The sequence below is a fragment of the Thioreductor micantisoli genome (genome assembly GCF_055392745.1).
In genome coordinates this window covers 1,157,485-1,183,763 of record NZ_AP043760.1, presented here as the reverse complement: position 1 = coordinate 1,183,763, position 26,279 = coordinate 1,157,485, and the positions used below count along the sequence as shown (strand labels likewise).

Here is a 26,279-nt window from a genome sequence, read left to right as displayed (position 1 = left end):
TTATTTTGGAAAAATTTATAATTGCAGATGAAGATAATAATGAAAAGAGTGGATTTGTTGGAGTATTAGGTGAGCCTAATGCAGGTAAATCTACACTAATTAATTGGCTTGTTGGTGAAAAAATTGCAATGACTTCAAGAAAAGCAAATGCCACAAGAAAAAGACTTACTGCAATTGTAATGTATAAAGATAATCAAATTATTTTAATTGATACTCCAGGTATTCATGAAAAAGAAAAATTACTGAATAAATATATGTTAAATGAAGCTTTAAAAGCTTTAAGTGATAGTGATTTAATTCTTTATATCGCCGATGCAAGAAAAGATACTAAAGGATATCAAAAGTTTTTAGAGTTAAATAAAAAAAATATTCCTCATTTATTGGTTCTAACAAAAATAGATATGCTCGAAGTTGAAAAAATAGATAAAAAAATAGAAGAATATGAAGCATTAGAAAACAAATCTTATCTTGAATTAATTCCTATTTCTTCTACAAATAATATTAATAGAGATAAACTTCTTGAAACAATTATTAAATATCTTCCAACTCATCCATATTTTTATGACCCAGAAATAATTTCGACTGAAAATATTAAAGATATTTATAAAGAATTAATAAGAGAAGCACTTTTTGACAAATTAAATGATGAAATTCCTTATGAATCTGATATAATTATTGAAAAGATTTTAGAAAAGGATAAGTTTGATAAAGTATATGCAATGATTGTAGTTCAAAAAGATTCTCAAAAATCAATGGTTATTGGTAAAAAAGGTAAGAAAATAAAAGAAATAGGAATAGCTGCAAGAAAATTGCTTGAAATATTTAGTGATAAAAAAATATATTTAGAGCTATATGTTAAAACTATTTCTAATTGGACTAAAAATAAAAAAATGCTTGAAGAGATAGGATATATAGAATAAAAGGTTAAAACTAATGAAACTAAATAAAATAAAAAAATATTCTTATAATTTAAATAAAATAGCAACGATTGATCCTTGTGATTTTAATAAAGTATTTATTTTAGAAGAGAATATTATTAGAAAAAAAACTCTCAAAGAAAATATTTCTAAAGATACTTTAATATCTACTTATATTCCTATGAAATATATTACTACTTATGAAATGAAAATTCCTAAAAATTTAATTAATAAAATTGAGATATATGATTATATAGAAACTAAAGCTTATGAAGAATTAGAACTTGATGAATCTGAAAAGTATATCTTTAAATATAAATTAAGTAGTTCTGTTGCAGATGAAAAAAATATGATAGCTGAAGTTATTATTGTGCAAGAAGATGTCATAAAAGAATATTTTGAACCTATAAATAATGAGTATAATTATATTGATTATTTAGGTTATAGTGGATTTTTATTTGAATCTTTATATAAAAAAAAGATATTAAAACCTAAAAAAGATATTTTTATATATTTTACAAAAGATTTTTCCTTAATAACTTTATATGCTGATGGAACATTTTTACAAACTGTTCTTTTAAATCAAGGTATGAAAAGTTTATATAAAAAATTAAAAGAAGAAAGTGAAATAGATATAAAAAATTTTACTTATGAAATATTTGTTGATTTATTAACAAAAAAAGGTTTGAATTTAGATCACTATGATGATTCTGAAGAAATTTTATTTAATGAATTATCAGAAACATTTAGTAATCTTTTTATGATGATAATAAATCAATTTAGTTCCTTACAAAGAAAATTTGCATTATCAACTATAGATAGAGTTTTTATTTCGACAGAAAATGGAGCTATTCCAGGAGTAATTGATTTTACAAATATTTATTTAGGTGGAATAGAAGCAAATGAATTAAAATTTGATACTAAGTATAATCCTAATAATGTTAAAATAGATCAGCTATCATTTTTAAATATTTTATCTACTCAATATGCATATAAAGAAGAGTATCAATTATATAATTTTACACTTAAAAAGCGACCTCCTACTTTCTTTTTTAGAAAAAGTGGACAATTTATTTCAATAAGTATAGTATCACTTATTATTTGTTTATTATATCCAGCATTTCAATGTATTTATTCAACTATTAAAAATTATGAAAACAGTAGATTAGAAGTAAAATTAAATCATTTAACTTCTAATTTTAATGTATTAAATGCTAATTTCAACAATATATTAAAATCTTATAAAATTGAGAAAAAAATAGCTGAAAATAAAAAAATATATATTGAAAGTGTAAAAAAAATTATAACTACTTTACATAAAGATAAAAAAGACTATGTGCCTATATCTTCTTTAATGACAAAAATAGCATTATATATGAAAAAAAATAAAATTTATACTAAAAATATTAATTTTGAAAAAGGTATATTAGAGTTAAATGTTTTTTCTAAAAATGAAGCTTATATTACTAATTTTGTAAATAATTTAGTAAAAAAAGAACACCTTGACGTAGAAACAAGTGGTGTGATAAAAGATAAAAATAATCAAAATTATACATCTGTTATAAATGTAAAGGTGGACTTATGAAAATATTAGACCAATTAGATACTTTCTTTGCAATTCAAAAAGAAAATGAGCAAAAATTAACTTTTCTTTTACCATTAATTATAATAGCTTTTATTGTTTATTATTTTATATTTCCTGTCACAAATAATATGTTTAATACTTCTTTAAATAAAAACAGACAATTAAATAGTAAAATAAATTCTAAAGAAATGAATATTATAAGAGTGAAAAATTCTATTATAAAAATTAAAAAAGATAGAAGAGAATTAAAAGTAAAGATAGAAGAACTAACAAAAGCTGAAACTATAATGCATATTTTAATAAATAAAGTTAAATTTTTAATTTTTAATTTAAATAGATGGGCGGATATCTATAATACAATTCCTAAATATGTAAAAAATAATAATTTATTATTATTAAAATTGGATAATAATCTTTTTTTAAATGATAAAAAAAATAATAATAAGTTAGTAAACTTAAAAATGCAAGTAACATTAAAAGTCGCAGGGAGTTTCCCAAATGTTGTAAAACTTATAAATACTTTTGAATCTAGAAAAGATTTAGTTAAAATAGTGTCTTTAAAAACAGATGGAATGATAACTTCTGTAACTATTAATATATATGGAGCCCAATTATGAAAAAAATATTTTTATTTTTATTGACTTTTAATATAGCTTTTGCTAATGTTAGTTATAAATTATATGAAAATTATGTAAATGATATGTTGAATTATTCTTTGAAATTGAATACTCCTCTTTATAATCCTTTTCATATATCACATAAAGTAGTAGATAAAAAAATTATTAGAGGAAATAAAAATATTATCAATCAACATTTTGTTACTCAAATAGAACCTAAATTAGAGGTATTAGCTATTTTAAATAATAAAGTGTTATTAAATTTCAAATATATGAAAAAAAATGAAAAAAAATGGTTAAAAATAGGTGAAAGTTTAGAAAATTATAAATTAATTAAAATTACAAAAGGAGCTATTTTGTTCAAACATAAAAAGAAAATAGAGATATTACAGAGAAATATGAAAACAAATAAATTTAAATTAAAGGTATTAAAATGAAAAAATATTTTTTATTAATTATTTTCTTAACAAATATAGTGTGGGCAGGAGTTTGTGGTTCTAAATTGTTTACTTTTTCAATATCTAATGATGCAAAAGTATCTTTAAGTTCCATATTAAAAGAGATAGCAGTTAATAGTTGTAATGTAAATGTAGTATATGATGATTCAATAGCTAAATCAAAATCAAAAGAATTAAAAGTAAGTGGAGTTTCTGTAAAAAATTATAGTTTTTTACAAATTTTGGACTTATTGATCAGTAATAATAATTTTTTCTATAATATAAAAAATAATATACTTCATATTTCATATATTAAAACGAAAACTTTTAATATTGATTATATTCCTTCTACAAGAACAGGTAATTCTAATTTTTCTGCTTCTTCAGCAGGAAGTAGTAGTTCAGATAGTTCAAGTAGTTCAGATAGTAGTGATACAAATTCAGTAAATTCAGCATATACATTCGATTTTTGGTCTGGTCTTGCAGCAAATTTAAATAATATTTTAAATTCAGATGGTGAATATAAAGCGCCTCTTCCTATTATAGATAAGAATGCAGGATTAGTAACTGTAACTGCTACTAAAAAACAATTATCAAAAATTGGAAATTATATAAATAAATTAAATGAAAGATTACATGAACAAATTATGATAGATGTTAGAATTTATGAAGTTCATTTAAGTAAAAGTAATCAAACTGGAATTAATTGGTCTAAATTAGGACTAAGTTTAGGTTCTTCATCTTCTTCTTTGAGTGCTCCAGTAAATATAACAGGAGTTGATTCAATAATTCATAAAACACTATTTAATGCAGCGGGTCTTTTAAATTTTTTATCTCAACAAGGAAATGTTAGTTCATTATCAAATCCAAAAATAGTGGCACTTAATAATCAAAAGGCAATAATTAGTGTTGGTGATACAATTAATTATAATGCTTTAACAAAGGCTTCATATACAGATAAAAATGGTAATCCACAGCCGGCAGAATATTCTAATAAAAGTGAATTTATTGGTATATTATTAGATATTACTCCTGAAATAAGTGAAAAGGGGAATATTATATTGAGAATTAATCCTACTGTTTCAGCTTTTAGAGACCAGACACAATTAAAGGATACTAATAGAAAAGATTTACCGCCAGATACTAGTGAAAATAAAATGAGCACAGTTGTTAGAATAAAAGATGGAGATACATTGGTTTTGGGAGGACTTATAACAAATCAAAATTCATTTCAAGAAAATGGAGTGCCTTTATTAAAAGAGATACCAGTTGTTAAATATTTATTTTCTTATAAAAATAAAGTTTCTGATAAAGTAGAATTAGTATTTGTAGTAACACCTCATATTGTTAGACAAAATAAAAAAGTGACTATTAAAGATTTAGGATATTAACATATGTTTTATAAAGCAAAAGAGCTTTTTAGAGATAAGATTGATATCTCTCTTTATGCCCCTTTGTCTAAAAGATTAGAAGTAGATATGATGTATGCTATTAATGAAAAAGAAAAAATGATACTTTTATATGGAGAAGCAGGGAATGGAAAAAGCTTTTTGATGAATAAAGTATATACCTCATTAAAAGAAAAAAATATAGATAGTGATTTGTATTTTATTTATAATCCTATCGAAGAAGAAGATGCATTAAGTGAACTATTATTATTAGATAGTGAAAGACATAGAGTTGTATTTATAGATGAAGCACAGACACTCAGTTTAGAAAGAATTGAAACATTAAGAATGTTTGCAGATAATAAAAATTATACAATAATTTTGGCTACACATGAAAAAAAAGCAAAAGAAATATTTGCAAAAAAACATTTTAGCTCGCGGATTAATTATATTTTAAATACTACTCCTTGTAAATATGATGAAATGGTTTTTTTTATTTCTTCTAAACTTACTCACAATGGATTTGAAGAAATAGATAGAATGTTTAGAAAATCAACTTATAAATTTATTTATAAGTTTACAAATGGTAATTTAAGAGAGATTAATCAGCTTGTCTATAGGACTTTTGATATTATAAATTATTTTTATAAAAGATATCCAGCTAAAGTGCATAAAAATAGAATAGATAATAAATATATAGAAATGGCTAATATATTTATAAAGGAAATTCATGCATAATTATGATGAATTAGAAAAAATATATTATAAAAGAAATATAAAAAAATATTTTTTATATTTTTTTATATTAATAATATTATCTTTTATCTTTTATCTTTTATATAATAATAATGGATTTCAATTTTATAAAAATAAAAAACATGTAAAAAATAAAATAATTAAGTCTGAAACAAATATTTCTACAAAAATAAATACAAATATAATTATTTCTAAAAAGAAAATTGATAAATTAACTTTAAATCCTATTGTGCCAGATGTAAATATAACTCCTGAAGTAACACCAGAGAAAAATAGTACCCCCATAGCAGATGTAAACACAACTCTTATTAATAAATCTTTAAAAAAACAAGTTAAAAAAGAAACAAATAAAACTAAGAAAAATAAAATAGAGCCTAAAATAGAGCCTAAAATAGAGCCTAAAATAATAATTAAAGTCAGCAAAGAAAAATATTCATTAGAAGATTTATTGAATAATTATAAATTATTTCCAGAATATACAACTGCTATAAAAATTGCCAATATATATTTTAATCAAAAAAATTATAATAATTGTATTGAATGGGCTAAAAAGGCTAATAATATAAATGCAGAAAATGCAGAAAGTTGGTTGCTTTATGCTAAAAGTTTGGTAAAATTGGGAGAAATAAATACAGCTAAAAAATTATTAAATGCTTATTTAGAAATTTATGGTCAAAATCAAAAAATAAAAGAATATTTAAGGAGTATTAAGTGAATAAAAATATATTAAAGAAAATTAAATCTCTTCCACCACTTCCCAAAAGTGTAATAGAGATTCAAAAAATAACATCAGATCCAGAAGCTAGTATAGGAGATTTGGTAAAAGTAGTGAAAGAAGATCCAATGTTAACTGCAAATTTATTAAAAGCAGCAAATTCTCCATTATATGGATTTAGTCGTCAAATTAAAAATGTTGATCAAGCTATTAGTCTTTTTGGAATGAGTACAGTTAAAGGTTTTGCCGTTGCATCAGCTGTTAAAAGTTCTATGAAGATAGATTTAAGTGCTTATGGTATAAGTGAAAGTAAATTTGTATTAGTTTCACAACTTCAAAATGCCTTAGTTGTTAATTGGTATAAAAGAGATAGAAGTAAACTTGATATTCTTTCAACTGCATCATTTTTAATTGAAATTGGGGCAATAATTATTTCTTCTATTCTTGTTACAGAAGGATTAGCAGAGGAATTTCAAAAAAGACTAGCTAATGGAAATAGAAGCGAGCTTGAAAGAGAATATTTAAATACTGATACATTAGAAGTAACAGCTGAAATATTTAGTTATTGGAAATTTGATAATGAACTTGTAAATGCTATTAAATTTGCAGATGATTTAAAAAATGCTGGAGATTATATTGAATATTCAGCCGCGTTAGCAGTAACTTACACGGCAGTTGATTTATTTAACCCTTTAAGTGATGAAAATATAGCTAAAGGTATGAAAATCGCTGAAAAATATAATTTAAATATAGATGCCTTAAATGAAGCGATTAGCACTGTTAAATGATTCAATTTATAACTCAACTTACAAAAGGAATTTATCGTAAAGATATCCCAAAAAATTATAAAGATTTAGTTGATTATTTAATATCTATAAAAGCTTTGAATGGTAAAAAAACTTTAAAATTAACAAGTGATTATATAATAGGAACTATTGACATAAATTCAAAAGGAGTAGGGTTTCTTGCTCCCCACACTGGTAAAAAAGATTTATTAATTGAACCAGAAGATTTGAATGGAGCAAAAAAGGGTGATTTAGTCTTAGCAAAAAGATATTTTAATAGAAATTCTCGCCCAAAAGCAAAAGTAATATTGCTTCTTAAAAAGGCTTTTGAGACAATAGTTGGATATCTCTCATTAGAACCAAATCCAGTTATAATAAATATTAAAACAGGTAAAGAGATAAAAACAAATATAAAACCAAAACAACTCAAAAAACTTCCTCAAAATGCAGTTTTTAAACTTAATGCTTATACTTATGAGATTGAAGAAGTGTTAGGTGTTTTAGATGACGCACAAGTTGATGAAAAAATTTCTCTTGCTTTATATGATAGATATGAGGAGTTTCCTAAAAAAGCTATAAATGAAGCACAAAGTTTTGGAAATTATGTAGATAAAAGTCTATATGCAAGAGAAGATTTAACTGATCTTTCTTTTTGTACAATAGATCCAGAGACTGCAAAAGACCATGATGATGCAATTTATTACGATACTAAAAATAGAACTTTATATGTAGCAATTGCAGATGTTAGTGAATATGTCTATTTAAATGGAGCAATAGATAAAGAAGCTATGAAGAGAGGTTTTAGTATTTATTTTCCTCATAAATCTATACCAATGTTACCTAGAGCTTTAAGTGAAAATATATGCTCTCTTAAAGAAAATGAGGATAGATTGGCTTTAACTTTTAAAATAATATTTGATGAAAATAATAATGTGATAGATGAAGAATTAATTGAGTGTGTAATTAATTCAAAAAGAAAATATTCATATGATACTATTGATGAATTTTTAGATGGAGATATTCAAAAAGATGAAATTGATAAAGAAATTTTAGAATGGCTTTTCCCTTTATTTGAAATTACAAAACAACTAAAACAAGAAAGACTTCAAAAGGGACTTGAATTTTTCAGTGATGAAATTAAAATGAGTTTAGATGAAGATGGAAAACTTCAAAAAGTTCAAATAGAAAGTGAAACTTCGTCTCATGGATTAATTGAAGATTGTATGCTTTTAGCAAATAAAGCAGCAGCTAGTATGATTGATTTTGGTATTTTTAGGGTTCATAATGAGCCACAAAGAAAAGATCTTCAAACATTATTAAATAATTTATTACCATTTGGAATAGATGTAAATCATAAAGACAATATTATTGAAACTTTAAAAGAAATTCAAAAAAAATCAAAAGAATTAGGAATAGAAAAATATGTAGATAAAATGATAATTAAAACTCAACAACAAGCAAAATATGAGGCTTATAATAGTGGTCATTTTGCACTTGGATTTGAAAAATATACACATTTTACTTCACCAATTAGAAGATATTCAGATTTGACTTTACATAGATTACTTAAATCAATCATACATAATAATCAAAAGTTTAGAGAATTTATATTAAGAAATATAGAAAGCTTGGTTGTAAAAATTTCTGAATTAGAAAGAGAAGCTATGAAAATAGAATGGGATTTTTATGATAGAAAATTTGCAAGATGGGCAAATGAAAGAATAGGACAAGTTGTTAAAGCAGTTGTAGTAGATACAAAAGAGCCTCCAATTGCAAAAATAGAGGATGAAATAGTAGGCGCTAGAATCTTTTTAAATAGAAAAAAAGTAGAACTTTTTGAAAAAGTGAATGTAAAAATAGTAAATGTAAATTTAGCAACTACAAAAATAAAAGGTGAAATTATAGAAGATGAAACGAAAAAATAAAAATAAGCTTATAGAAATAAGTGCTTTCGTTTTAATTATAATGGTTTTTATTCAAATAATTACAACTTCTATTTATTTATATAATAAAAATAGCAATTTAAATAGTATGAAAAAAGTAAATAATTTTTCAAAAATAATAAGTGAATTTTTACATAGATCACAACAAGAAAGAGGAACAGGAGCGGGGTATTTAGGTAGATATTCTAAAGAATTTAAAATTTTATATTTAAAAAAAATAAAGTTAACAAATAAAGCCATAAATAAATTTTTGAATGCAAGTCATTATTGTAGTAAAGTTCCTATACAAAAAGTAAAATTATATTTAAATAAATTGAAGACAATAAGAAAAGAAGTTATAAATAACAAAATAAATTTAGAAAAAGAGATAGACTTTTATAGTAAAATGAACGAAAATTTGCTTGATAGTATGGGAAAAATTTTATTAATTGCTAATAATGACAAATTAATAAGGGGTTTTTCCTCATATAGAAATTTTGAAATGGCAAAAGAGAGAACTGGAAGAGAAAGAGCTGTTTTATCAGGAATTTTTTCACAAAATAGTTGGAGTAAACAATTATATATTTTATATGTAAATTTACTAGCGGAACAAAAGATTCTTTTTAAAGAATCAATGGAATTGACTAATAAAAAAATAAAAAATAAATTTTATAATTTACAAAATAGTAAAGTGTTTCAAAAAGTAAAAAAAATAGAGCAAATTGCTCTTAATAAACAACAAAATTTTGGCATAAATTCCTTATATTTTTATAATACTATTACTATTAAAATTAATATGTTAAATAAAGTTGGATTGAGTATGTCTAAATTAAATAATGAGATTATAGATAAATTACAACACTCTTTGTGGATTCAATTTTTATATCAATTACTTATAGATATTTTATTAGTTATATTTTTATTTTATACTCTGTTTTTATTTCATAAAGAGCAAAAATTTCTCTTTTCAAAATCTACAAAAGACAAATTAACTGATCTTTATAATAGAGGATTTTTAATTGAAGTATTCCCAACTATAAAAGCAAGGATCGATAGAAATAGAACAAAGTTGACTCTGTTTTTTATGGATTTAGATGGATTTAAGGCTATAAATGATACTTATGGACATGAAGCTGGAGATATAGTTTTAATCGAAGTATCGAATAGGTTAAAAGAATTATTTAGAAAAAGTGATATTATTGTAAGGCTTGGTGGTGATGAATTTGTAATAATGGCAGAAAATATAAATAATGATAATATTAAGACAGTTGCAAGTAAAATTATAAAAGAGATATCAAAACCAATTAGTATAAAAAATAATATTTTAGTTGAAGTAGGTGTAAGTATTGGTATTGCTATTTATCCAAATAATGCAAATAATATAAAAGAACTTATAAAAAAAGCTGATGAAGCTATGTATTTTTCAAAAAGAAGTGGAAAGGGGATTTTTACATTTTATAATTAATTTTATATTCATAAAAATTCTTTATAATTTTAAATATAATTAAATAGGAGCTTTTATGATAAAGAGTATTAAAAAAGAGATAAAAAAAGTAATAGTAGGGCAAGATAAAATGATAGATGCCTTGCTTATTGGACTTCTTACAAATGGACATATTTTGCTTGAAGGTGTACCAGGACTTGCTAAAACTTTAACGGTAAATACTTTAGCAAAGGTTTTAAATTTAGATTTTAAGAGAATTCAGTTTACTCCAGATTTACTTCCAACAGATATAATAGGAACAGAAATTTATGATATTAAAAGTGGAGAATTTAGAGTAAAAAAGGGACCTATTTTTGCAAATTTAGTTTTAGCAGATGAAATAAATAGAGCCCCAGCTAAGGTTCAATCAGCGCTTCTTGAAGCAATGGCAGAAAAGCAAATTACAATTGCTGATGAAAATTATAAACTTGATATGCCTTTTTTAGTTATGGCTACACAAAATCCAGTGGAACAAGAAGGAACTTACAATCTTCCAGAAGCACAGCTTGATAGATTTATGTTAAAAGTTGTAATCGGATACAATACTCCAGAAGAAGAATTTGAAGTAATCAAAAGAAGTGCAGATGAGAAATTTGGAAAAGTAGAAGCAATTTGTAAAAAAGATAATATTTTCAATATGCAAGAGCAAGTAAAAAATGTGCATATTGATGATGAACTTACAAAATATATTGTGGATTTAGTAAATGCTACAAGAATTAAACATAAATATATTGATTTTGGAGCAAGTCCAAGAAGTGGAATAAGTCTGTATAAAGCAAGTAAAGCAGTTGCTTTTATGAGTGGCAGAGATTATGTAACACCTGTTGATATAGCAAGTATGGTAAAAGATGTGTTTCGTCATAGATTGGTATTAAGTTATGAAGCAGAGGCGGATGAAATAAGTGCTGATAATATAATTGAACAAATCGTATCTACTGTGCCGGTGAAATAGATGCTTGTTTGTCCTCTTGATTGTTGGGATATGTGTATAATGAAAAAAGAGGGGAATAAATTTATTCCTACAAATGAGGGTATTACTAATAATTTTTTATGCCCAAAATTAAATAATTATTTTAAATATCCAAAACATAATATTGAATTTAATTTAGATGAAGTTGAAAAACTACTTAAATTCACAAAGTCTAATAGAATTTTGTTTCTAAAAGGTAGTGGAAATATGGGAATTATGCAAAATATTACTAAGCTTTTTTTTGAAAAATTAGGTGCAACATTTGCAGTTGGAAGTAGTTGTGATGGACTTGGGGAAAAAGGAATAATTGATTCTGGATTAAAATCACAGATTATTACAACCGACAAAATCAAAAAAGCAAAGAATATTATATTTTGGGGTAGAAATAGTTATGAAACAAACACACATTTAATTCTTCTTATAAAAAATAGTAAAAAAGTTTGTATAGATGTAAGAAAGACAAAAACTGCTAAAAATAGTAATATTTTTTATCAAATAAATCCAAATAGCGATATTTTTTTAGCTAAATATTTAATTACAAAAAATAAAGAATATCTTAAGAAAACTGGAATTAAAGAAGTAGATGAATTAGAAAAAATGTTAAATGAAGGTGCTATTATATTTTTGGGACTTGGAGTTAGCAAGGCAAAATGGGGTGATAAAACTACACAAACTATTTTTGCACTTCAAAATGAAAAAGTAAATATTGCATATTTAGGTGGTTCTATGGAGGACTTATATAATCCTTTTGATGTTTCTCACAAAAACAAAATGCCTCTTTTTGAAATTGATTGGAACAAAATAGATATAGTTTTTATTCAAGCTTCAAATCCACTAATTAGCTTGCCAAATTTCAAAATTCCAGAAAATAAAAAAGTTATTGTTTTTGGCAAATTTTTAGATGAAACAGCTAAAAGGGCTGATGTTTTTATTCCTACTAAGGATTTTTATGCTAAAAAAGATATAAAAAGTAGTTATTTCCACGAGTTTGTATTTAAAAATGAACCAGTTGAAGAAGATTTTGGAATTAGTGAATATGAATTTACAAAAGAGATGTTTAAAAGATTTAATTTTAGTGGACTAAAAAGTGAAGATGAATATATTAATGAAATTTATAAACCAAAAAGAGAAATAAATAAAATTCAAAAAAGTGCTAAATTTATTGATGAAAAAATAGAATATCCAAATGGGATGTGGCTTGTAACTGCTAAAAATAGAAACTCATTAAATTCACAATTTAAAAGAGATAATTTTGCTTATGCTAAAAATTTAGAAGGAAAATATATTTTAGAGACAAAAATAGGAAAATTAGAAGTTGAAATTAAAAAAGATGAAAATTTAAATGAAAATATGATTTTTATGTATGCTGGAAGTGAAGTAAATCAAATTATTTCTTCAGATGCTAAAAATGCAACTTATTCAGAAATTGTAAAGGTTTATAGATGAAAGAAATAATTATAAATTCAAGAAAAAAATCTTTTTCTCTCTTTGCTGGAAATCGTTATTCCACTAAACATTCAGAAGGTATTGATTTTGAAGAACTTAGAGAATATCAAATTGGGGATAATGTCAAAAGAATTGATTATAATATCACTGCTAAAAAGCAAAAGCCTTATATTAAAGTTTTTACAGAAGAAAAAGAACTTAATATTGTAATAGTTGGGCTTTTTGATTATAGAACTTTTTTTGGCTCAAAAATGTTGAAAAGTGAAAAAATGATTGAAGTTATTTCTACTTTAGGATTTAGTGGTGTTAGGAGTGATGATAGAGTAACTTTGCAACTGTTTTCAAAAAATAATCTATTTTCAAAACCAACAAAAAGTTATAAAGCACTTTTGGGAAATTTGAGTAAATTTGATGAAGATGTGAAAGCTAAGCTTGAATTTGAAAAAATTTATAATTTACTTTTACATTTACCCAAAAATTCAGTTTTAATAATTGTTAGTGATTTTTTTGAATATAGTGATATTCTCAAAAAACTTGGTAAAAAATATGATACTTATTCAGTTATTGTTCGTGATAGATTAGAAGAAAATCCAGAACTTTTAAATGGTTATAATATAATTGATCCTATTACAAATCAGGTAAAAACTGCTCAATTTGATAAAAGTTATAGAGCAAAACTTTTAGAAAATGATAGTAATTTATTTAAATTATTAAAAACTTCAAACATCAAATTTCAAAAAATTTATACAGATGAAGATGTTTTGAAACTAAGGAGACTTTTTGGATAAATTAAGAGATATAAAACCTATAGTTGAAGTTAATGATTACTCTTTTTATATTTTTATTGCAGTTTTATTATTTTCTATTTTTGTCATTATTGGAATAATTTATTTTATTTATAAAAAATGGTCAAAAAAAGAGAAATATGTCTTTGATTTAAGTGATTCTAAAAAAACTGCTTATCAATTAATTGAAATTATAAGAGATAAAGAAGGAAGTAAAGAATATATTGATAAACTCCATCTTTACACTTACAAAAAAGAAGTTCCACCATTTGATGAAACTCTTTTTAATGAAATAAAAGAAAAATTTAAACTTTAAAACCAAGAAATTAGTTTATCAAAAAAACTTTCATTTTTTATTTTATATGCAGTTATAATATTATTAATTATTTTATTAAATAATTCCCTTATTACATAAGATGAAGAGTTTTTATCTTGAAATGGTTTTAATATTTTATTTTGATATTCATTTAAATTTAAATATTTTGAATTAATTAATTTTGTAATTAAAGTTATAAAGTTTGTTTGATCAATTATATATGTATTATTAATATAATAAGGAATACTCCATCCAATTAGAGGTCCTATTCTTCCTATATGAGGACCTAATATACCACTTCCTATTTCTATCCAATGACCATTTTTTTGTAAAAAAGTTATAGGTCTATTTATAGAAATTGTATGATTTTTTTTTCTAATTACATTTTGTTCAAAACAATATATTTTATATCCATTTTTTATTTTTATAACTTCTTTTACAATACAAGTATGTCCAAAATATATATTAGTTTTAGAATGAAAATTATTAGCAAAAGATAAAATAGTTCCATTTGTAGGTGGATGATTTTCAAAAATTTTATTAAAATTTTTAGAATAAATATAATTATTTCCTTTTCTTTTTATATCATAAATATTTTTAAGTGCAAAACTAGCTCTTGGTTTTACTTTAATATTAATATTAGAAACTTGATAATAAATTATTTTTATTTTTTTTGAATCAAAATGACCTATTAGATTATTATATTCTTTAGCCGTAGCAATTCCATTTCTTTGAATAGTCTTTATGTGAAAAACTTTTCTATAAAATCTATTAACTAGTTCAGAACATTGATATTTTTTACTCATATTGTTATTATTAGCTTTTTGTTTGATACTTATATAAGTTGAAATAACTTGTCCATAATGTTTATATTTTGCAAATTCTTTTTTAGTTTTTTGATGATAATTAGGAAGTTGTATAGGTATTAGCTGTTCATAAGAAATGTTAAAATATTTATTACTTAATTTATTTATAAAATTTGAATAATTATAATTAGATTTGAAATCTTCCATTTTAAATAAAAATTCTTGTTTTGTTAGAGGGTTATTTAATTTAGAATGAAAATCAATCCAAGAATTATTTTTGGCAAAAAGAGAGTTCACACTCAAAAATAATATAAAAAATATTAACTTTAACATTATCTTTTTCTTTTATTATAATTAATCACTTATTTTAAGTTTTAATACATGCTTTTTCAAAACTACAGTTCCAAAAATTCCTTCATATACTTTTATATCATCAATTTTTCCAACTACATTAATTTCTTGTTTTTTATCATCATCAAATATCATTTCACTTTCAAAAACAACAATATCTCCGACTTTTACAGGAGCCAAAAATTTTGATTTAGAATTAGTTAATACAACATTAGGATGATTTACAGTAGCCATTGCACAAAAATCAGCTGCTCCAAATGTAAATCCACCATGAATAAGTCCGAATTCATCTACAGCCATTTCTTTAGTAGCTTCGAATTTTACTTTTGCATATTTTTCAGTGTGAGCAATTAATTTACCACATAAAGCTTGATTTATTTTTTTATGAGTATTAAGTTCTATATTATGTTCATTTTCTATCATTTAAGTCCTTTATCTTTTTTATTATTTTATCTAAATTATTTTGAATAATTAAGACTTTTTTATATTTTTGTTTTAGATATGGATAAGTTGTTATAAAAAAGTCGTCATTTAAAACATTTATAGTCCAAATATCAGGAGTAAAAAAATTTAGATTTAAAGCTAAATCGTTTATACATCCCAATTTTCCACCAATAACCAATAAACTTTTGGCATTAAAATAGCTAATAAAATCTTTCATTATGAAATTATTTGTAATTGGGACTGAAATCCCACCAGCTCCTTCAATTAATAAAATATCACATCGTTTTTTTAATTTATTGTATGCTTTATCGATTTTATCAAACTTTACTTTACCACACACAATAGGAGCGGCGGGGAGTTTAAATTGAATAGGAACTATGTCTTCTAATGTAATATCATTAAATTCAGGGTTGACTTTTTGAGTAGCTTCTAAAAGTTTTTTACCATCGAGTGGATACTCTTTTACACCAGTTTCGATTGGTTTAAATACTCCAATTCTAAACTCTTTACCTAGAGATTCAATTAGTTTTAAAGTGGTATAAGTTTTTCCCATATCTGTATTGTTTGCAGTTATAAAGAGATTCATTATAAATTCCTTGAATGATAAACATATTTATTATATTTAAGTGAATAGTATTCTATCAAAAGTTTTTGCAAAGTCGGTTCAATACTTGGTAAAAACCAATCATCATTACTCATAGCAATGATATATTTTCCTTTTTCTTGATAAAGTTTTTCGATTGTAGCTTCATAACAGATAGCATTTAGGAATTTTACTCCTTTTATTTCGTAACTTGCAAAATTTGGACTTGCTTTGTAATCCTCAGCACCATCAAAAAATATTTTATTTAATAACTTTTTACAACAAGGTATAGGAATATATTCGCCAAAAGGAACTAAAATATGTTTATTATAAATTTTAAAATTACCATTAGTAAAAACATAAGTTGAATTATAATAAGCTTTATTTTGATAACTTAGTGCTCCTGTAACTATTGTAATATTTTTTGATAATTTATTAAGCTTTTGTATTAATTCTGGATATAGATTCAGAGGCAGGGCAAAAACAGTTTCAGGTAAGATTACAACTTCATATTTTTCTTTTATAGCTTTATTTATTTCTATAAGATTATTATTAATTTCTTTATAAATATACTTTTTTGTCCATTTTAGATTTTGAGAAATATGTGTATTTACTATTTTTATTTTAAGTGGTGCTGGATGTATAGGAGTTTTATTATAAAAATAGGTATGAGGAAGTAAAACATCATATCTAAACCAATTAAATCCAAAAGGTGAAATATAACTTAGTCCAAAAACAAAAATGAAAATTATTATTAGTTTATATCTTAAAAATGTAAAAAGCCAAAATATAACTCCATAAAAAAGACCAATTCCAATAATAACAAACGGAATAAGATATGTTAGATTATAATATCGAAAACTCATGGCTATCCACCAAAGCCAAAAAATTGAAGTGAAAAATCCAATTAAAGGATAACTTTTGATATTAGCTTTGAAAAATAAAAAGAGTGCAAATATGATAATAATTGTGTTTATTAGTTTAAAATCTATGCCAAAATGTATCAAATACAAAGGAAGTGATAAAAAAATCGATACAATTAAACTCTCTTTTAATAAATATATGTTAAAATATTGTTTCATAAACTCTCCTTAGTGAGATAAATTATTTTAAAGGATTACGATGACACCACTTTATGCAGCAGGTACAGCTGGACAACCGGGGATTTTATCTTCATTATTACCACTTATAATTTTATTTGCTATTTTCTATTTTTTGGTAATTTTACCACAACAAAGATCAGCAAAAAAACACAAAGCTATGGTTAATGAATTAAAAAAAGGTGACAAAATAGTTACAACTGGTGGAATTATAGCAGAAGTGATTAAAAATGAAGAAGAATTTATCAAAGCTAAAATCAACGATAATGTAGAAGTTAAACTTACAAAAGATGCAGTAGCAAGAAAAGTTGATGAGGTTAAAGGTAAATAAATGAAAAAAATAAGTTATAGATTAATAATCTTTACTTTGGCTTTCATTTTTGGGGTAGTTTTTTCTATCCCAAGTTTTACTCAAAGTGAAGGTCCAAAGATAAAATTAGGACTTGACTTACAAGGTGGGCTATATCTACTTTTAGGTGTTAAATATGATGAAGCTATAAAAGCAAATCTTAAAACAACAGCAGCTACAATTAGATATATTTCACAAAAAAAAGAATTATATACAGATGATATTAGGGTTTTAAAAAATGGAGTTAAATTTACACTTTTAGATAAAGATGATATGAAAAAAATGGATGAAGAACTTAAAATTTTTCAAGGTTTTCAAATAAATAAACAAACAAAAAAAGATGAAGTAGTTTATTCTCTTAATATTACTCCAAAAGAAATACAAAGAACAAAAATAGATGCTATAAATATAGCAGTTAAAACTATTAGAAGCAGACTTAATGCTTTTGGACTTAGTGAACCAAGTGTTACAAAACAAGGAAAAGATAAAATAGTAGTAGAACTTCCAGGAATTAAAACAAAAGCTGAGGAAGATAGAGCTAAAAGATTAATCTCAACAGCAGCTCATTTGGAACTTATGCAAGTTGATACAGCACATAATCCAACTACAAATGAAGAAGCAGCCGAGTATGGAGATAAAATATTACCTGAAAAAGGAACTACAAAAACTTATATTGTAAAAGAACTTCCTATCTTAGATGGAAGTATGATAACAGATGCAAGAGTTGCCTTTAATCAAAATAATCAACCTGTAATTAATTTTACACTTAATAGTCAAGGTGCTAAAATATTTGGTGATTGGACTGGAAAACATGTAGGTGATTTTTTGGCAATTGTAATTGATAACAAAGTTTTATCTGCACCTGTTATTAAAGAAAGAATTGGTGGAGGAAGTGGACAAATTACAGTGAGTGATGTAAAAGAAGCACATGATTTAGCAATTGCTTTAAGAAGTGGAGCTTTGCCAGCACCTATTGTTTTACTTGAAAAAAGAAGTGTAGGACCAAGTTTAGGAGCTGATAGTATAAAAGCTAGTTTAATAGCACTTATTAGTGGATTTGTTTTGGTTGTTATATTTATGGTTTGGTATTATAGAACAGCTGGGATTGTTGCAAATATGGCATTAGTTGTTAACTTATTTTTAATTATTGCAATTATGGCACTTTTTGGTGCAACTCTTACACTTCCAGGTATGGCAGGTATTGTTTTGACTGTAGGTATGGCAGTTGATGCAAATGTTATTATTAATGAAAGAATTAGAGAGCTTATTAGAGAAGGTAAATCTATACAAAAATCAATAGAAGGTGGATATTCAAATGCCATGAGTGCGATTATTGATGCAAATATTACGACTTTAATTGCAGCTTTTGCACTTTTTGCTTATGGAACTGGAACTATTAAAGGTTTTGCAATTACAATGGCAATAGGAATTTTAGCTAGTATGCTTACAGCAATTCTTGGAACACATGGAATTTGGGAGTTTTTAGAAAATAGAATGAAACTTACTCCTAAAAGTTTTGGAATGAAGGGGTAATTATGGAATGGTTTAGTAGTGGTAAAATTTATAATTTTATGTCAAAAAGGAATCTGTTTATTTCTATTTCTTTAATTTTTATTATTTCTTCTATTATTTTAGCTTTTACAAAAGGCTTTAATTGGGGAATTGATTTTAGAGGTGGAACAGTTGTTCAAGTGCAGTTTGAAAAAACAGCTCCTATTAAAGATATTAGAAAATTGTTATCCAAAAAATTTGAAGGTGTATCTGTTACAAATTTTGGAAGTGCTGAGGAAGTTATTGTTAAATTTCCTGTTACTGCTAAAAATTCTGTAACAAAGGATTTAGGTGATAAAGTTTCTAAGATTTTAAAACCATTAGGTCAATTTAAAATTAGAAGAGTTGATATTATTGGTGCACAAGTAGGGAGTGAACTTAGAGATAATGGGATTAAAGCACTTGTTTTTGCAATAATCGGTGTTTTGATTTATGTAGCATTTAGATTTGAATGGAAATTTGCTGTTGCATCTGTAATTGCACTTTTTCATGATATTATTATCTCAATTGGGTTTGTTTCTTTATTTAATGTAGATGTAAATTTAGATGTTTTAGCAGCACTTCTTACAATTTTAGGATATTCTTTGAATGATACAATAGTTGTATTTGATAGAATTAGAGAAGAAATTGTTACTACAAAAGAGAGAGATTTAGCAAAATTAATTAACTCTGCTGTTTCTCAAACACTTTCTAGAACAGTTTTAACCTCATTTACAACATTTTTGGTTGTTTTAACTCTTTATATGTTTGGTGGAGAGATTATAAAACCTTTTAGTTTTACACTTTTAGTTGGAATAATTGCAGGAACTTATTCATCTATTTTTATAGCTTCACCACTTTTAATTTGGTTAACTTTTAAAGTAGATGATTTTAGAAAACAATTAGCTAAAAAAGAAAAAATAAAAAGAGAAAAAGAACAACTTAGAAATCAATATGGGCAAGGAGTTTTATAATGGATTGGGGTAAGGTAATATATGTATTTTTTTCATTGATGTCACTTACATCAATAGCTGGATATTTATATGATTCTACAAGTAGTGTGTTACTTTTTGCAGCACTTTGTTTGAATTTAATTTCAACTATTTTAAAAATTGGGGTAAAAAATCTACTTGCTGCAGAACTTTTTGCTGCAAGTTTAGTAGCTGATTTACATTTAATTCCAGCTGCTTATTATGAAATAGTATTACATAATTCACATATAGCACTTTCTTTATCAATAGGTGCATTTATTGCAAATATAGTAGCTTTTGTATTTGCTTCAATTGAATTAGCTAAAACAAGAGAAGAATTTTAACTTTTAAGGAGAAAATTAGATGCAATATAATCCAGGTGAAATAGAAAAAAAATGGCAAAAGATTTGGAATGAGTCTGGTGAATTTGAACCAAAAGAAGATAAAACTTTAAATAAAAAATATATTTTAAGTATGTTTCCATATCCAAGTGGAAGAATTCATATGGGACATGTTAGAAACTATTCAATAGGTGATGCTTTAGCCAGATATTATAGACAACAAGGCTTTAATGTTTTACATCCAATAGGTTGGGATAGTTTTGGTATGCCAGCAGAAAATGCCGCTATTAAAAACAAACTTCATCCAAAAAAATGGACTTATGAAAATATAGATTATATGAGAAAAGAACTTGCAAGCTTAGGACTTAGTTTTTCTAAAACTAGAGAATTTGCAACCTCTAATCCAGATTATACAAGATGGGAACAAGAATTTTTAATTAAAATGTTTGAAAAAGGGCTTTTATATCAAAAAAGTCAAACTGTAAATTGGTGTGAAACTTGTCATACAGTTTTAGCAAATGAACAAGTAGTTGATGGGTGTTGTTGGAGATGTGATAATCCTATTATCCAAAAAGAGATGCCAGGATATTATATTGCTATTACAAAATATGCTCAGGAATTACTTGATGATATGAAAGAATTGGAAAATGGGTGGCCCAAAAAAGTTTTAACTATGCAAAAAAATTGGATAGGAAGAAGTACAGGTCTTGAATTTAGTTTTGAATTAAGTGATGAAAGTAAAACTAAATTAAACAGTAAATTTGAAAAATTTTCAGTATTTACTACACGTGCAGAAACTGTTTATGGAGTTACTTATTCAGCACTTGCACCAGAACATGAAATTGTAAATTATATGATAAATAATAATTTATTAGATGAAAAAACAAAAAATAAAATTTTACAAATGCAAGCTGTTTTACCAAAAGATAGAGCTGCAAAAGAAAAAGAGGGTGTTTATTTAGGTATAGATGTAATTCATCCACTAACAAATGAAAAAATTCCGGTGTGGGTAGCAAACTTTGTTTTAGTTGAATATGGAAGTGGCGCGGTTATGGCAGTTCCTGCACATGATGATAGAGATTTTGAGTTTGCAACTAAATATAATTTACCTATAAAACATGTAATTGAACCTAAAAATAGAGAATTAATTTTACCTTACACAGAACAAGGGATAATGGTTGATTCTGAAGAATTTACAAAATTATCTTCAAAAGAAGCTAAAAAGAAAATTATTGCTAAATTTGAAGAACTTGGAATTGGTGAAGAAAAAGTAAATTATAAACTAAGAGATTGGGGAATTAGCAGACAAAGATATTGGGGTGCTCCTATTCCATTTGTTAAATGTGAAAAATGTGGAATAGTTCCAGAAAATATTGAAAATTTACCAATTACTCTTCCTGATGATGTAGAAATTACAGGTGAAGGAAATCCACTTGAAAATCATCCAATTTGGAAATATACAAAATGTCCTAAATGTGGAGGTGATGCAATTCGTGAAACTGATACAATGGATACATTTGTACAATCAAGTTGGTATCAATTTAGATATGTAACTGATTTTCATGAAACTTCTGATGTACCTTTTAGGGCTGAAGATGAAAAATATTGGATGAGTGTAGATCAATATATTGGTGGGATTGAACATGCAATTTTACATTTATTGTATGCTAGATTTTTTACAAAGGCACTCAGAGATTTAGGTTATGTAAGTGTAAATGAGCCTTTTAAAAATCTTTTAACACAAGGAATGGTTTTAAAAGATGGTTCTAAAATGAGTAAAAGTAAAGGTAATACTGTTGATCCTGATGAACTCATAAATAAATATGGAGCTGATACTGCAAGACTTTTTACTCTTTTTGCAGCTCCACCTGAAAAAGAACTTGAATGGAATGATAAAGCAGTGGAAGGTGCATTTAGATTTTTAAATAGACTTTATATAAATAGTAAAAAAGTTAAAAAAATAGACAAAAAGCCAATAATTGATCCGATAAAACTTTCAAAAGTAGAAAAAAGTGCTAGAAAAAAAGTTTACGAAGCACTTGGAAAATCAAAAGAAGTTTATGAAAAAACATTTGCTTTTAATACATTAATTGCAGCTTGTATGGAAGCATTAAACGAACTTAATAAAATAGAAAATCAAGATATTTATACAGAAGGATATTGGATTATTACAAATATTTTAGAACCTATTGTTCCTCATATTTCTAATGAATTAGCCGATGATTTATTTGGTAAAAATAATTTTGGAAAATTAGAAGTTGACGTGGATGCGCTAAAAGAAGATGAAATCAATATGGCGGTTACTATAAATGGTAAAAAAAGAGCAGAAATTTCAGTTCCTGCTACTTCTTCAAAAGAAGAAATTTTAGAAGTGGCTAAACAAGCTATTGCGAGTCAGTTAGAAGAAAAAACTATAATTAAAGAGATTGTAGTTCCAAATAGATTAGTAAATATTGTAGTAAAAGGGTAGAATTGAAACAAAATATTACTTTAAGTTTTTTAATATTACTGTTTTTAGCAGGATGTGGTTATAAACCTACAACAGATTATACCACTCCTTTACTTGGTAATAAAATATCTACAAATGTAGAAATAGATGTGAAAAATCCTAGTGATTCTATTTATTTAAAAGATGCTTTAAATGAATCTGTTGTAAATGATTATGATGCTAATTTAAATGATAAAAATAGCTCGTCTAATATTAAATTAAAAGTTAATTCTACATCAATTTCAGCAATAGGATATGATGCAAATGGTTATCCTATTTTATATAGAGCAAGTGCTAGTGTTACTGCGTATGTTACTGATGTCCATAATGTGATTACTACATATAGTGCAAGTGGAAGTTATGATTTTGCAACGACTGCAAATTCAATTATAGATGATAATACAAAACACAATGCTATTAAACAGGCTTTTATTCAAGCACTTCAAATTATTGAATTTAAAATTGCAGCAAAGGAAATGAATGACAACAATAGAACAAATTAGTAAAAAAGCATTAGCAAATTTTAAAGATAAAAATTATATTTTTACACCTGATGAATACCAAGAAGTATTTTGTAAAGAAGCAAAAAAAGCTAATATTATTTTTGAAGATTGTAATAAAGTTGCTAATTTAATCCAAAAACTTGATAAAAAATATCAAAAAATGCTTTCAAATTATAGAATTAATACTTTAAGCGAGTTGGTGTTATTTCTTATAAATAATTTAAATAGAGAAAATATAGATGAAACGAAAGAATTTGCAAATGAACTTTTTACTTACACAAAAAGAGTATTGCAAGTTATAGATATGTTTCCAAGTAAAGCTAAATATATTGCATCTAAACATATTGATTTTCTAAAACCTTATTTAAAACCAGATGAAATAGCAAAACTTAGAAATGAATGGTTAGAATTTATGACTGCTTATGATGATAAAAATTTTCAAATGTATAAAAAAAGATGTCATTTGAATGATGATGATGTTTTAGAAATGCTTCCTAAGTTGGAGGAATGTTTAGCAAAAGATGAAGACTTTAGTGAACTAGTAGATGCTATTATTTTTTCTTTAACTCCAAGTTATGCAAATTTTATGGATGATGAACTTGCTATTTTAAATAAACAATTAAAAAAAGATTCTTCTTTAATAACAGCTTCAAATATGGCTGATGAAATAAAAACTTTAACTAAAAAAAGAATTAAAAAAGATAAAGATGAACTTAAGAAGAAATTTATAGATATAGATAAGATTACAGAAACTTTATCAAGAAAAATAATTTCTTTTCTTAAAAATAGTAATGTTTCAAAAGAAGAGATAAAAATAATTTCGAAAGATTTAGAAAAAATTGATACAAGTGATAAATTTGAAGTAGTAAAAGAAAAATTAGTTACAATTACAGTTGGATTGGATGAAGAAATAAAAAAATTCACTAATGATTTAGAAAAAGAGAATGAAGAAATAGAATTTTTGAGAAAAAAAATAGATATTCTTGAGGATAAATTGAAAAAAGTGAAAAAAGAAGCTAAAACTGATGCTTTAACAAATATGTTAAATAAAAAAGCTTTAAATGATGAACTTAAAAAACAAGAAGAATTTTATAAACGATTTACAAGAAATTATAGTGTGATATTTTTTGATATTGACTATTTCAAAAACGTAAATGATACTTATGGACATGAAGCAGGTGATGTTATTTTAAAAAGTATAGGACTTATTTTGAATAGATATTCAAGAGATATTGATATAGTAGGTCGTTTTGGGGGAGAAGAATTTATAATAATAGCTCCTGAAACTGAAAAAGAAGGTGCTTATAAATTTGCTGATAAAATTAGAAAAATTATAGAAAAAACTAAATTTATGTATAAAAAAACAAGAATAAAAATTACGATTAGTGCAGGAGTAGCCGAAAGAAAAGAGGTTAGTTCTATACAAGATTCAGTAAAATTAGCAGATGAAAGATTGTATAAAGCTAAAAATGGGGGAAGAAACAGAGTTGAAGTTAACTAAATTTTTAAATAAAAAACCTCTTTTTTATAAAGAAATTGATTATGATAGAATGCCTAAGTGTTGGAATGAAATAAAAGATAATTTTAATCTTCCTAAAAAAATAGTTCATATTATTGGAACGAATGGAAAAGGAAGCACTGGCAGATTTTTGGCTTTTTATCTTTATAAAATGGGGTTTAATGTTGGTCATTATATATCTCCACATATTATGAAATTCAATGAAAGAATTTGGATAAATGGAAAAGATACAAATGATAAAATATTAGAAAAAACTCATCAAGAATTACAACAATTAATTCCAAAATATTATTTAGATAGACTTAGTTATTTTGAATATACTACACTTCTTGCTATGAAATGTTTTGAAAATTTTGATTATGTTGTTTTAGAAGCAGGACTTGGTGGAGAATATGATGCTACAAGTGTATTTGATAGATATATGACTTTAGTTACTCCTATTGATATTGACCATCAATCATTTTTAGGTAGTACTATTGAAGAGATAGCTACTACTAAATTAAATTCAATAAGAACTAATGCAATTATAGGTAAACAAATTCATCCAGAAGTTATGCAAATCGCATCACACTATCCAAGTTTTTCTCAGTTTTTAAATGAAAATGAATTAAATCAAATCCAAAATTTTATAAGAAGCAATAATTTTCCTTCTTATTTAGCTGATAATTTAGCACTTGCTTTATCCTTTATCAAAAGAGAAAATTTAGGATTTAATTTAAAGTATTTAAAAGGAATTGAATTAAAAGGAAGACTTCAAAAAATAGATAAGAATTTATATATAGATGTTGGTCATAATCCATTGGCTGCACGAGTTATTTTAAATGAATTTAAAAATCAAAAAATAAATTTAGTTTATAATACCTATAAAGATAAAGATTATGAAGAAATTTTATCTATTTTAAAACCAATTATAAATAAATTGCTTATAATTGATGTAAAAAATGATAGAATTGCAGATAAAAATGAAGTTATAAAAACAGCAAAAAAATTAGAAATAAAAACAGAAGAATTTAAAAAATTAGAAAATTATTTAACACTTGTGTTTGGGAGTTTTTCAGTAGTGGAGAAATTTTTAAGAGATTATGAGAAATAGTACTTTAATAACAATTACAACTTTACATGGTAGTAAACAATATACAATTACCCAGTTAATAAAAAAATTTATAACTTTT

At 24.7% G+C, this 26,279-nt stretch carries 26 protein-coding genes; 22 read left to right on the top strand and 4 right to left on the bottom strand.

Features of this window, described 5'->3' with window-relative positions; translation table 11 throughout:
- Positions 1–5 precede the first annotated feature (5 nt).
- The 14 genes from era to ACZ5OA_RS06270 are packed head-to-tail and all read left to right on the top strand — an operon-like array spanning position 6 to position 14,122.
- Positions 6–920 carry a GTPase Era gene (gene era / locus ACZ5OA_RS06335; protein WP_464907034.1) on the top strand — a complete coding sequence of 305 codons (915 nt, stop codon included), beginning with the start codon at positions 6–8 and terminating at the stop codon, positions 918–920.
- 13 nt (positions 921–933) lie between these two features.
- Positions 934–2,502, top strand: coding sequence for a hypothetical protein (locus ACZ5OA_RS06330; RefSeq protein ID WP_464907033.1), 1,569 nt, complete (start codon positions 934–936; stop codon positions 2,500–2,502).
- Positions 2,499–3,119 (top strand): hypothetical protein, encoded by a 621-nt coding sequence (locus ACZ5OA_RS06325; protein ID WP_464907032.1) that lies wholly within the window; start codon positions 2,499–2,501, stop codon positions 3,117–3,119. The genes ACZ5OA_RS06330 and ACZ5OA_RS06325 overlap by 4 nt, the downstream gene beginning before the upstream one ends.
- Positions 3,116–3,556, top strand: a complete 441-nt coding sequence (locus ACZ5OA_RS06320) for a hypothetical protein (protein ID WP_464907031.1) — start codon at positions 3,116–3,118, stop codon at positions 3,554–3,556. The genes ACZ5OA_RS06325 and ACZ5OA_RS06320 overlap by 4 nt, the downstream gene beginning before the upstream one ends.
- On the top strand, positions 3,553–4,947 hold the full coding sequence (locus ACZ5OA_RS06315) for a type II secretion system protein GspD (RefSeq protein ID WP_464907030.1): 1,395 nt from the start codon (positions 3,553–3,555) through the stop codon (positions 4,945–4,947). The genes ACZ5OA_RS06320 and ACZ5OA_RS06315 overlap by 4 nt, the downstream gene beginning before the upstream one ends.
- 3 nt (positions 4,948–4,950) lie before the next feature.
- Entirely contained in the window at positions 4,951–5,682 is a 732-nt protein-coding gene (locus tag ACZ5OA_RS06310) for an AAA family ATPase (protein WP_464907029.1), read from the top strand.
- A complete protein-coding gene (locus ACZ5OA_RS06305) occupies positions 5,675–6,415 on the top strand; it encodes a tetratricopeptide repeat protein (protein WP_464907028.1) in 741 nt (246 codons plus the stop codon). The genes ACZ5OA_RS06310 and ACZ5OA_RS06305 overlap by 8 nt, the downstream gene beginning before the upstream one ends.
- A complete protein-coding gene (locus ACZ5OA_RS06300) occupies positions 6,412–7,203 on the top strand; it encodes an HDOD domain-containing protein (RefSeq protein ID WP_464907027.1) in 792 nt (263 codons plus the stop codon). The genes ACZ5OA_RS06305 and ACZ5OA_RS06300 overlap by 4 nt, the downstream gene beginning before the upstream one ends.
- A complete protein-coding gene (locus ACZ5OA_RS06295) occupies positions 7,200–9,125 on the top strand; it encodes a ribonuclease R family protein (protein WP_464907026.1) in 1,926 nt (641 codons plus the stop codon). Before ACZ5OA_RS06300 ends, ACZ5OA_RS06295 begins: the two co-directional genes overlap by 4 nt.
- Positions 9,109–10,587, top strand: a complete 1,479-nt coding sequence (locus tag ACZ5OA_RS06290; RefSeq protein WP_464907025.1) for a diguanylate cyclase — start codon at positions 9,109–9,111, stop codon at positions 10,585–10,587. Before ACZ5OA_RS06295 ends, ACZ5OA_RS06290 begins: the two co-directional genes overlap by 17 nt.
- A 55-nt stretch (positions 10,588–10,642) precedes the next feature.
- Complete coding sequence (locus ACZ5OA_RS06285) at positions 10,643–11,557, top strand: AAA family ATPase (RefSeq protein WP_464907024.1); 915 nt, start codon at positions 10,643–10,645, stop codon at positions 11,555–11,557.
- Between the two features lie 30 nt (positions 11,558–11,587).
- A complete protein-coding gene (locus tag ACZ5OA_RS06280) occupies positions 11,588–13,021 on the top strand; it encodes a molybdopterin-dependent oxidoreductase (protein ID WP_464907023.1) in 1,434 nt (477 codons plus the stop codon).
- Entirely contained in the window at positions 13,018–13,809 is a 792-nt protein-coding gene (locus tag ACZ5OA_RS06275; RefSeq protein ID WP_464907022.1) for a DUF58 domain-containing protein, read from the top strand. The genes ACZ5OA_RS06280 and ACZ5OA_RS06275 overlap by 4 nt, the downstream gene beginning before the upstream one ends.
- On the top strand, positions 13,802–14,122 hold the full coding sequence (locus ACZ5OA_RS06270) for a hypothetical protein (RefSeq protein ID WP_464907021.1): 321 nt from the start codon (positions 13,802–13,804) through the stop codon (positions 14,120–14,122). Before ACZ5OA_RS06275 ends, ACZ5OA_RS06270 begins: the two co-directional genes overlap by 8 nt.
- Here the strand turns inward: ACZ5OA_RS06270 and ACZ5OA_RS06265 are convergent.
- The 4 genes from ACZ5OA_RS06265 to lnt are packed head-to-tail and all read right to left on the bottom strand — an operon-like array spanning position 14,119 to position 17,388.
- On the bottom strand, positions 14,119–15,261 hold the full coding sequence (locus ACZ5OA_RS06265; RefSeq protein WP_464907020.1) for a hypothetical protein: 1,143 nt from the start codon (positions 15,259–15,261) through the stop codon (positions 14,119–14,121). The genes ACZ5OA_RS06270 and ACZ5OA_RS06265 overlap by 4 nt on opposite strands.
- Positions 15,262–15,282: 21 nt before the next feature.
- Positions 15,283–15,702 carry a hotdog domain-containing protein gene (locus ACZ5OA_RS06260; RefSeq protein WP_464907019.1) on the bottom strand — a complete coding sequence of 140 codons (420 nt, stop codon included), beginning with the start codon at positions 15,700–15,702 and terminating at the stop codon, positions 15,283–15,285.
- Complete coding sequence (bioD, locus tag ACZ5OA_RS06255; protein WP_464907018.1) at positions 15,689–16,309, bottom strand: dethiobiotin synthase; 621 nt, start codon at positions 16,307–16,309, stop codon at positions 15,689–15,691. The genes ACZ5OA_RS06260 and bioD overlap by 14 nt, the downstream gene beginning before the upstream one ends.
- Positions 16,309–17,388 (bottom strand): apolipoprotein N-acyltransferase, encoded by a 1,080-nt coding sequence (lnt, locus tag ACZ5OA_RS06250; protein ID WP_464907017.1) that lies wholly within the window; start codon positions 17,386–17,388, stop codon positions 16,309–16,311. Before lnt ends, bioD begins: the two co-directional genes overlap by 1 nt.
- 40 nt (positions 17,389–17,428) lie before the next feature.
- Between lnt and yajC the strand changes: the two genes are divergently transcribed.
- The 8 genes from yajC to ACZ5OA_RS06210 are packed head-to-tail and all read left to right on the top strand — an operon-like array spanning position 17,429 to position 26,200.
- The gene (gene yajC, locus ACZ5OA_RS06245) at positions 17,429–17,737 is read left to right on the top strand and encodes a preprotein translocase subunit YajC (protein WP_464907016.1); all 309 of its coding nucleotides are present in this window, start codon (positions 17,429–17,431) and stop codon (positions 17,735–17,737) included.
- A complete protein-coding gene (secD, locus tag ACZ5OA_RS06240) occupies positions 17,738–19,288 on the top strand; it encodes a protein translocase subunit SecD (RefSeq protein ID WP_464907015.1) in 1,551 nt (516 codons plus the stop codon).
- 2 nt (positions 19,289–19,290) lie between these two features.
- Positions 19,291–20,259, top strand: a complete 969-nt coding sequence (gene secF / locus ACZ5OA_RS06235; RefSeq protein WP_464907014.1) for a protein translocase subunit SecF — start codon at positions 19,291–19,293, stop codon at positions 20,257–20,259.
- Complete coding sequence (locus ACZ5OA_RS06230) at positions 20,259–20,600, top strand: DUF6394 family protein (protein WP_464907013.1); 342 nt, start codon at positions 20,259–20,261, stop codon at positions 20,598–20,600. Before secF ends, ACZ5OA_RS06230 begins: the two co-directional genes overlap by 1 nt.
- A 19-nt stretch (positions 20,601–20,619) precedes the next feature.
- Positions 20,620–23,067 carry a leucine--tRNA ligase gene (gene leuS, locus ACZ5OA_RS06225; RefSeq protein ID WP_464907012.1) on the top strand — a complete coding sequence of 816 codons (2,448 nt, stop codon included), beginning with the start codon at positions 20,620–20,622 and terminating at the stop codon, positions 23,065–23,067.
- Positions 23,068–23,069: 2 nt separating this feature from the next.
- Entirely contained in the window at positions 23,070–23,588 is a 519-nt protein-coding gene (locus ACZ5OA_RS06220; protein WP_464907011.1) for an LPS-assembly lipoprotein LptE, read from the top strand.
- Complete coding sequence (locus ACZ5OA_RS06215) at positions 23,566–25,089, top strand: GGDEF domain-containing protein (protein ID WP_464907010.1); 1,524 nt, start codon at positions 23,566–23,568, stop codon at positions 25,087–25,089. Before ACZ5OA_RS06220 ends, ACZ5OA_RS06215 begins: the two co-directional genes overlap by 23 nt.
- The gene (locus tag ACZ5OA_RS06210; RefSeq protein WP_464907009.1) at positions 25,058–26,200 is read left to right on the top strand and encodes a bifunctional folylpolyglutamate synthase/dihydrofolate synthase; all 1,143 of its coding nucleotides are present in this window, start codon (positions 25,058–25,060) and stop codon (positions 26,198–26,200) included. Before ACZ5OA_RS06215 ends, ACZ5OA_RS06210 begins: the two co-directional genes overlap by 32 nt.
- The last annotated feature ends 79 nt before the right edge of the window (positions 26,201–26,279 follow it).

Bases quoted from the DNA above. Each gene is read 5' to 3' on its own strand.
- ACZ5OA_RS06310 (WP_464907029.1), top strand. From the start codon at position 4,951: ATGTTTTATAAAGCAAAAGAGCTTTTTAGAGATAAGATTGATATCTCT.
- ACZ5OA_RS06295 (WP_464907026.1), top strand. From the start codon at position 7,200: ATGATTCAATTTATAACTCAACTTACAAAAGGAATTTATCGTAAAGAT.
- leuS (WP_464907012.1), top strand. From the start codon at position 20,620: ATGCAATATAATCCAGGTGAAATAGAAAAAAAATGGCAAAAGATTTGG.
- ACZ5OA_RS06210 (WP_464907009.1), top strand. From the start codon at position 25,058: ATGGGGGAAGAAACAGAGTTGAAGTTAACTAAATTTTTAAATAAAAAA.
- ACZ5OA_RS06215 (WP_464907010.1), top strand. From the start codon at position 23,566: ATGACAACAATAGAACAAATTAGTAAAAAAGCATTAGCAAATTTTAAA.
- bioD (WP_464907018.1), bottom strand. From the start codon at position 16,309: ATGAATCTCTTTATAACTGCAAACAATACAGATATGGGAAAAACTTAT.
- ACZ5OA_RS06320 (WP_464907031.1), top strand. From the start codon at position 3,116: ATGAAAAAAATATTTTTATTTTTATTGACTTTTAATATAGCTTTTGCT.
- ACZ5OA_RS06305 (WP_464907028.1), top strand. From the start codon at position 5,675: ATGCATAATTATGATGAATTAGAAAAAATATATTATAAAAGAAATATA.
- yajC (WP_464907016.1), top strand. From the start codon at position 17,429: ATGACACCACTTTATGCAGCAGGTACAGCTGGACAACCGGGGATTTTA.
- secD (WP_464907015.1), top strand. From the start codon at position 17,738: ATGAAAAAAATAAGTTATAGATTAATAATCTTTACTTTGGCTTTCATT.
- ACZ5OA_RS06325 (WP_464907032.1), top strand. From the start codon at position 2,499: ATGAAAATATTAGACCAATTAGATACTTTCTTTGCAATTCAAAAAGAA.
- ACZ5OA_RS06265 (WP_464907020.1), bottom strand. From the start codon at position 15,261: ATGTTAAAGTTAATATTTTTTATATTATTTTTGAGTGTGAACTCTCTT.
- ACZ5OA_RS06315 (WP_464907030.1), top strand. From the start codon at position 3,553: ATGAAAAAATATTTTTTATTAATTATTTTCTTAACAAATATAGTGTGG.
- lnt (WP_464907017.1), bottom strand. From the start codon at position 17,388: ATGAAACAATATTTTAACATATATTTATTAAAAGAGAGTTTAATTGTA.
- ACZ5OA_RS06230 (WP_464907013.1), top strand. From the start codon at position 20,259: ATGGATTGGGGTAAGGTAATATATGTATTTTTTTCATTGATGTCACTT.
- secF (WP_464907014.1), top strand. From the start codon at position 19,291: ATGGAATGGTTTAGTAGTGGTAAAATTTATAATTTTATGTCAAAAAGG.
- ACZ5OA_RS06275 (WP_464907022.1), top strand. From the start codon at position 13,018: ATGAAAGAAATAATTATAAATTCAAGAAAAAAATCTTTTTCTCTCTTT.
- ACZ5OA_RS06280 (WP_464907023.1), top strand. From the start codon at position 11,588: ATGTGTATAATGAAAAAAGAGGGGAATAAATTTATTCCTACAAATGAG.
- ACZ5OA_RS06330 (WP_464907033.1), top strand. From the start codon at position 934: ATGAAACTAAATAAAATAAAAAAATATTCTTATAATTTAAATAAAATA.
- ACZ5OA_RS06285 (WP_464907024.1), top strand. From the start codon at position 10,643: ATGATAAAGAGTATTAAAAAAGAGATAAAAAAAGTAATAGTAGGGCAA.
- ACZ5OA_RS06290 (WP_464907025.1), top strand. From the start codon at position 9,109: ATGAAACGAAAAAATAAAAATAAGCTTATAGAAATAAGTGCTTTCGTT.
- ACZ5OA_RS06260 (WP_464907019.1), bottom strand. From the start codon at position 15,702: ATGATAGAAAATGAACATAATATAGAACTTAATACTCATAAAAAAATA.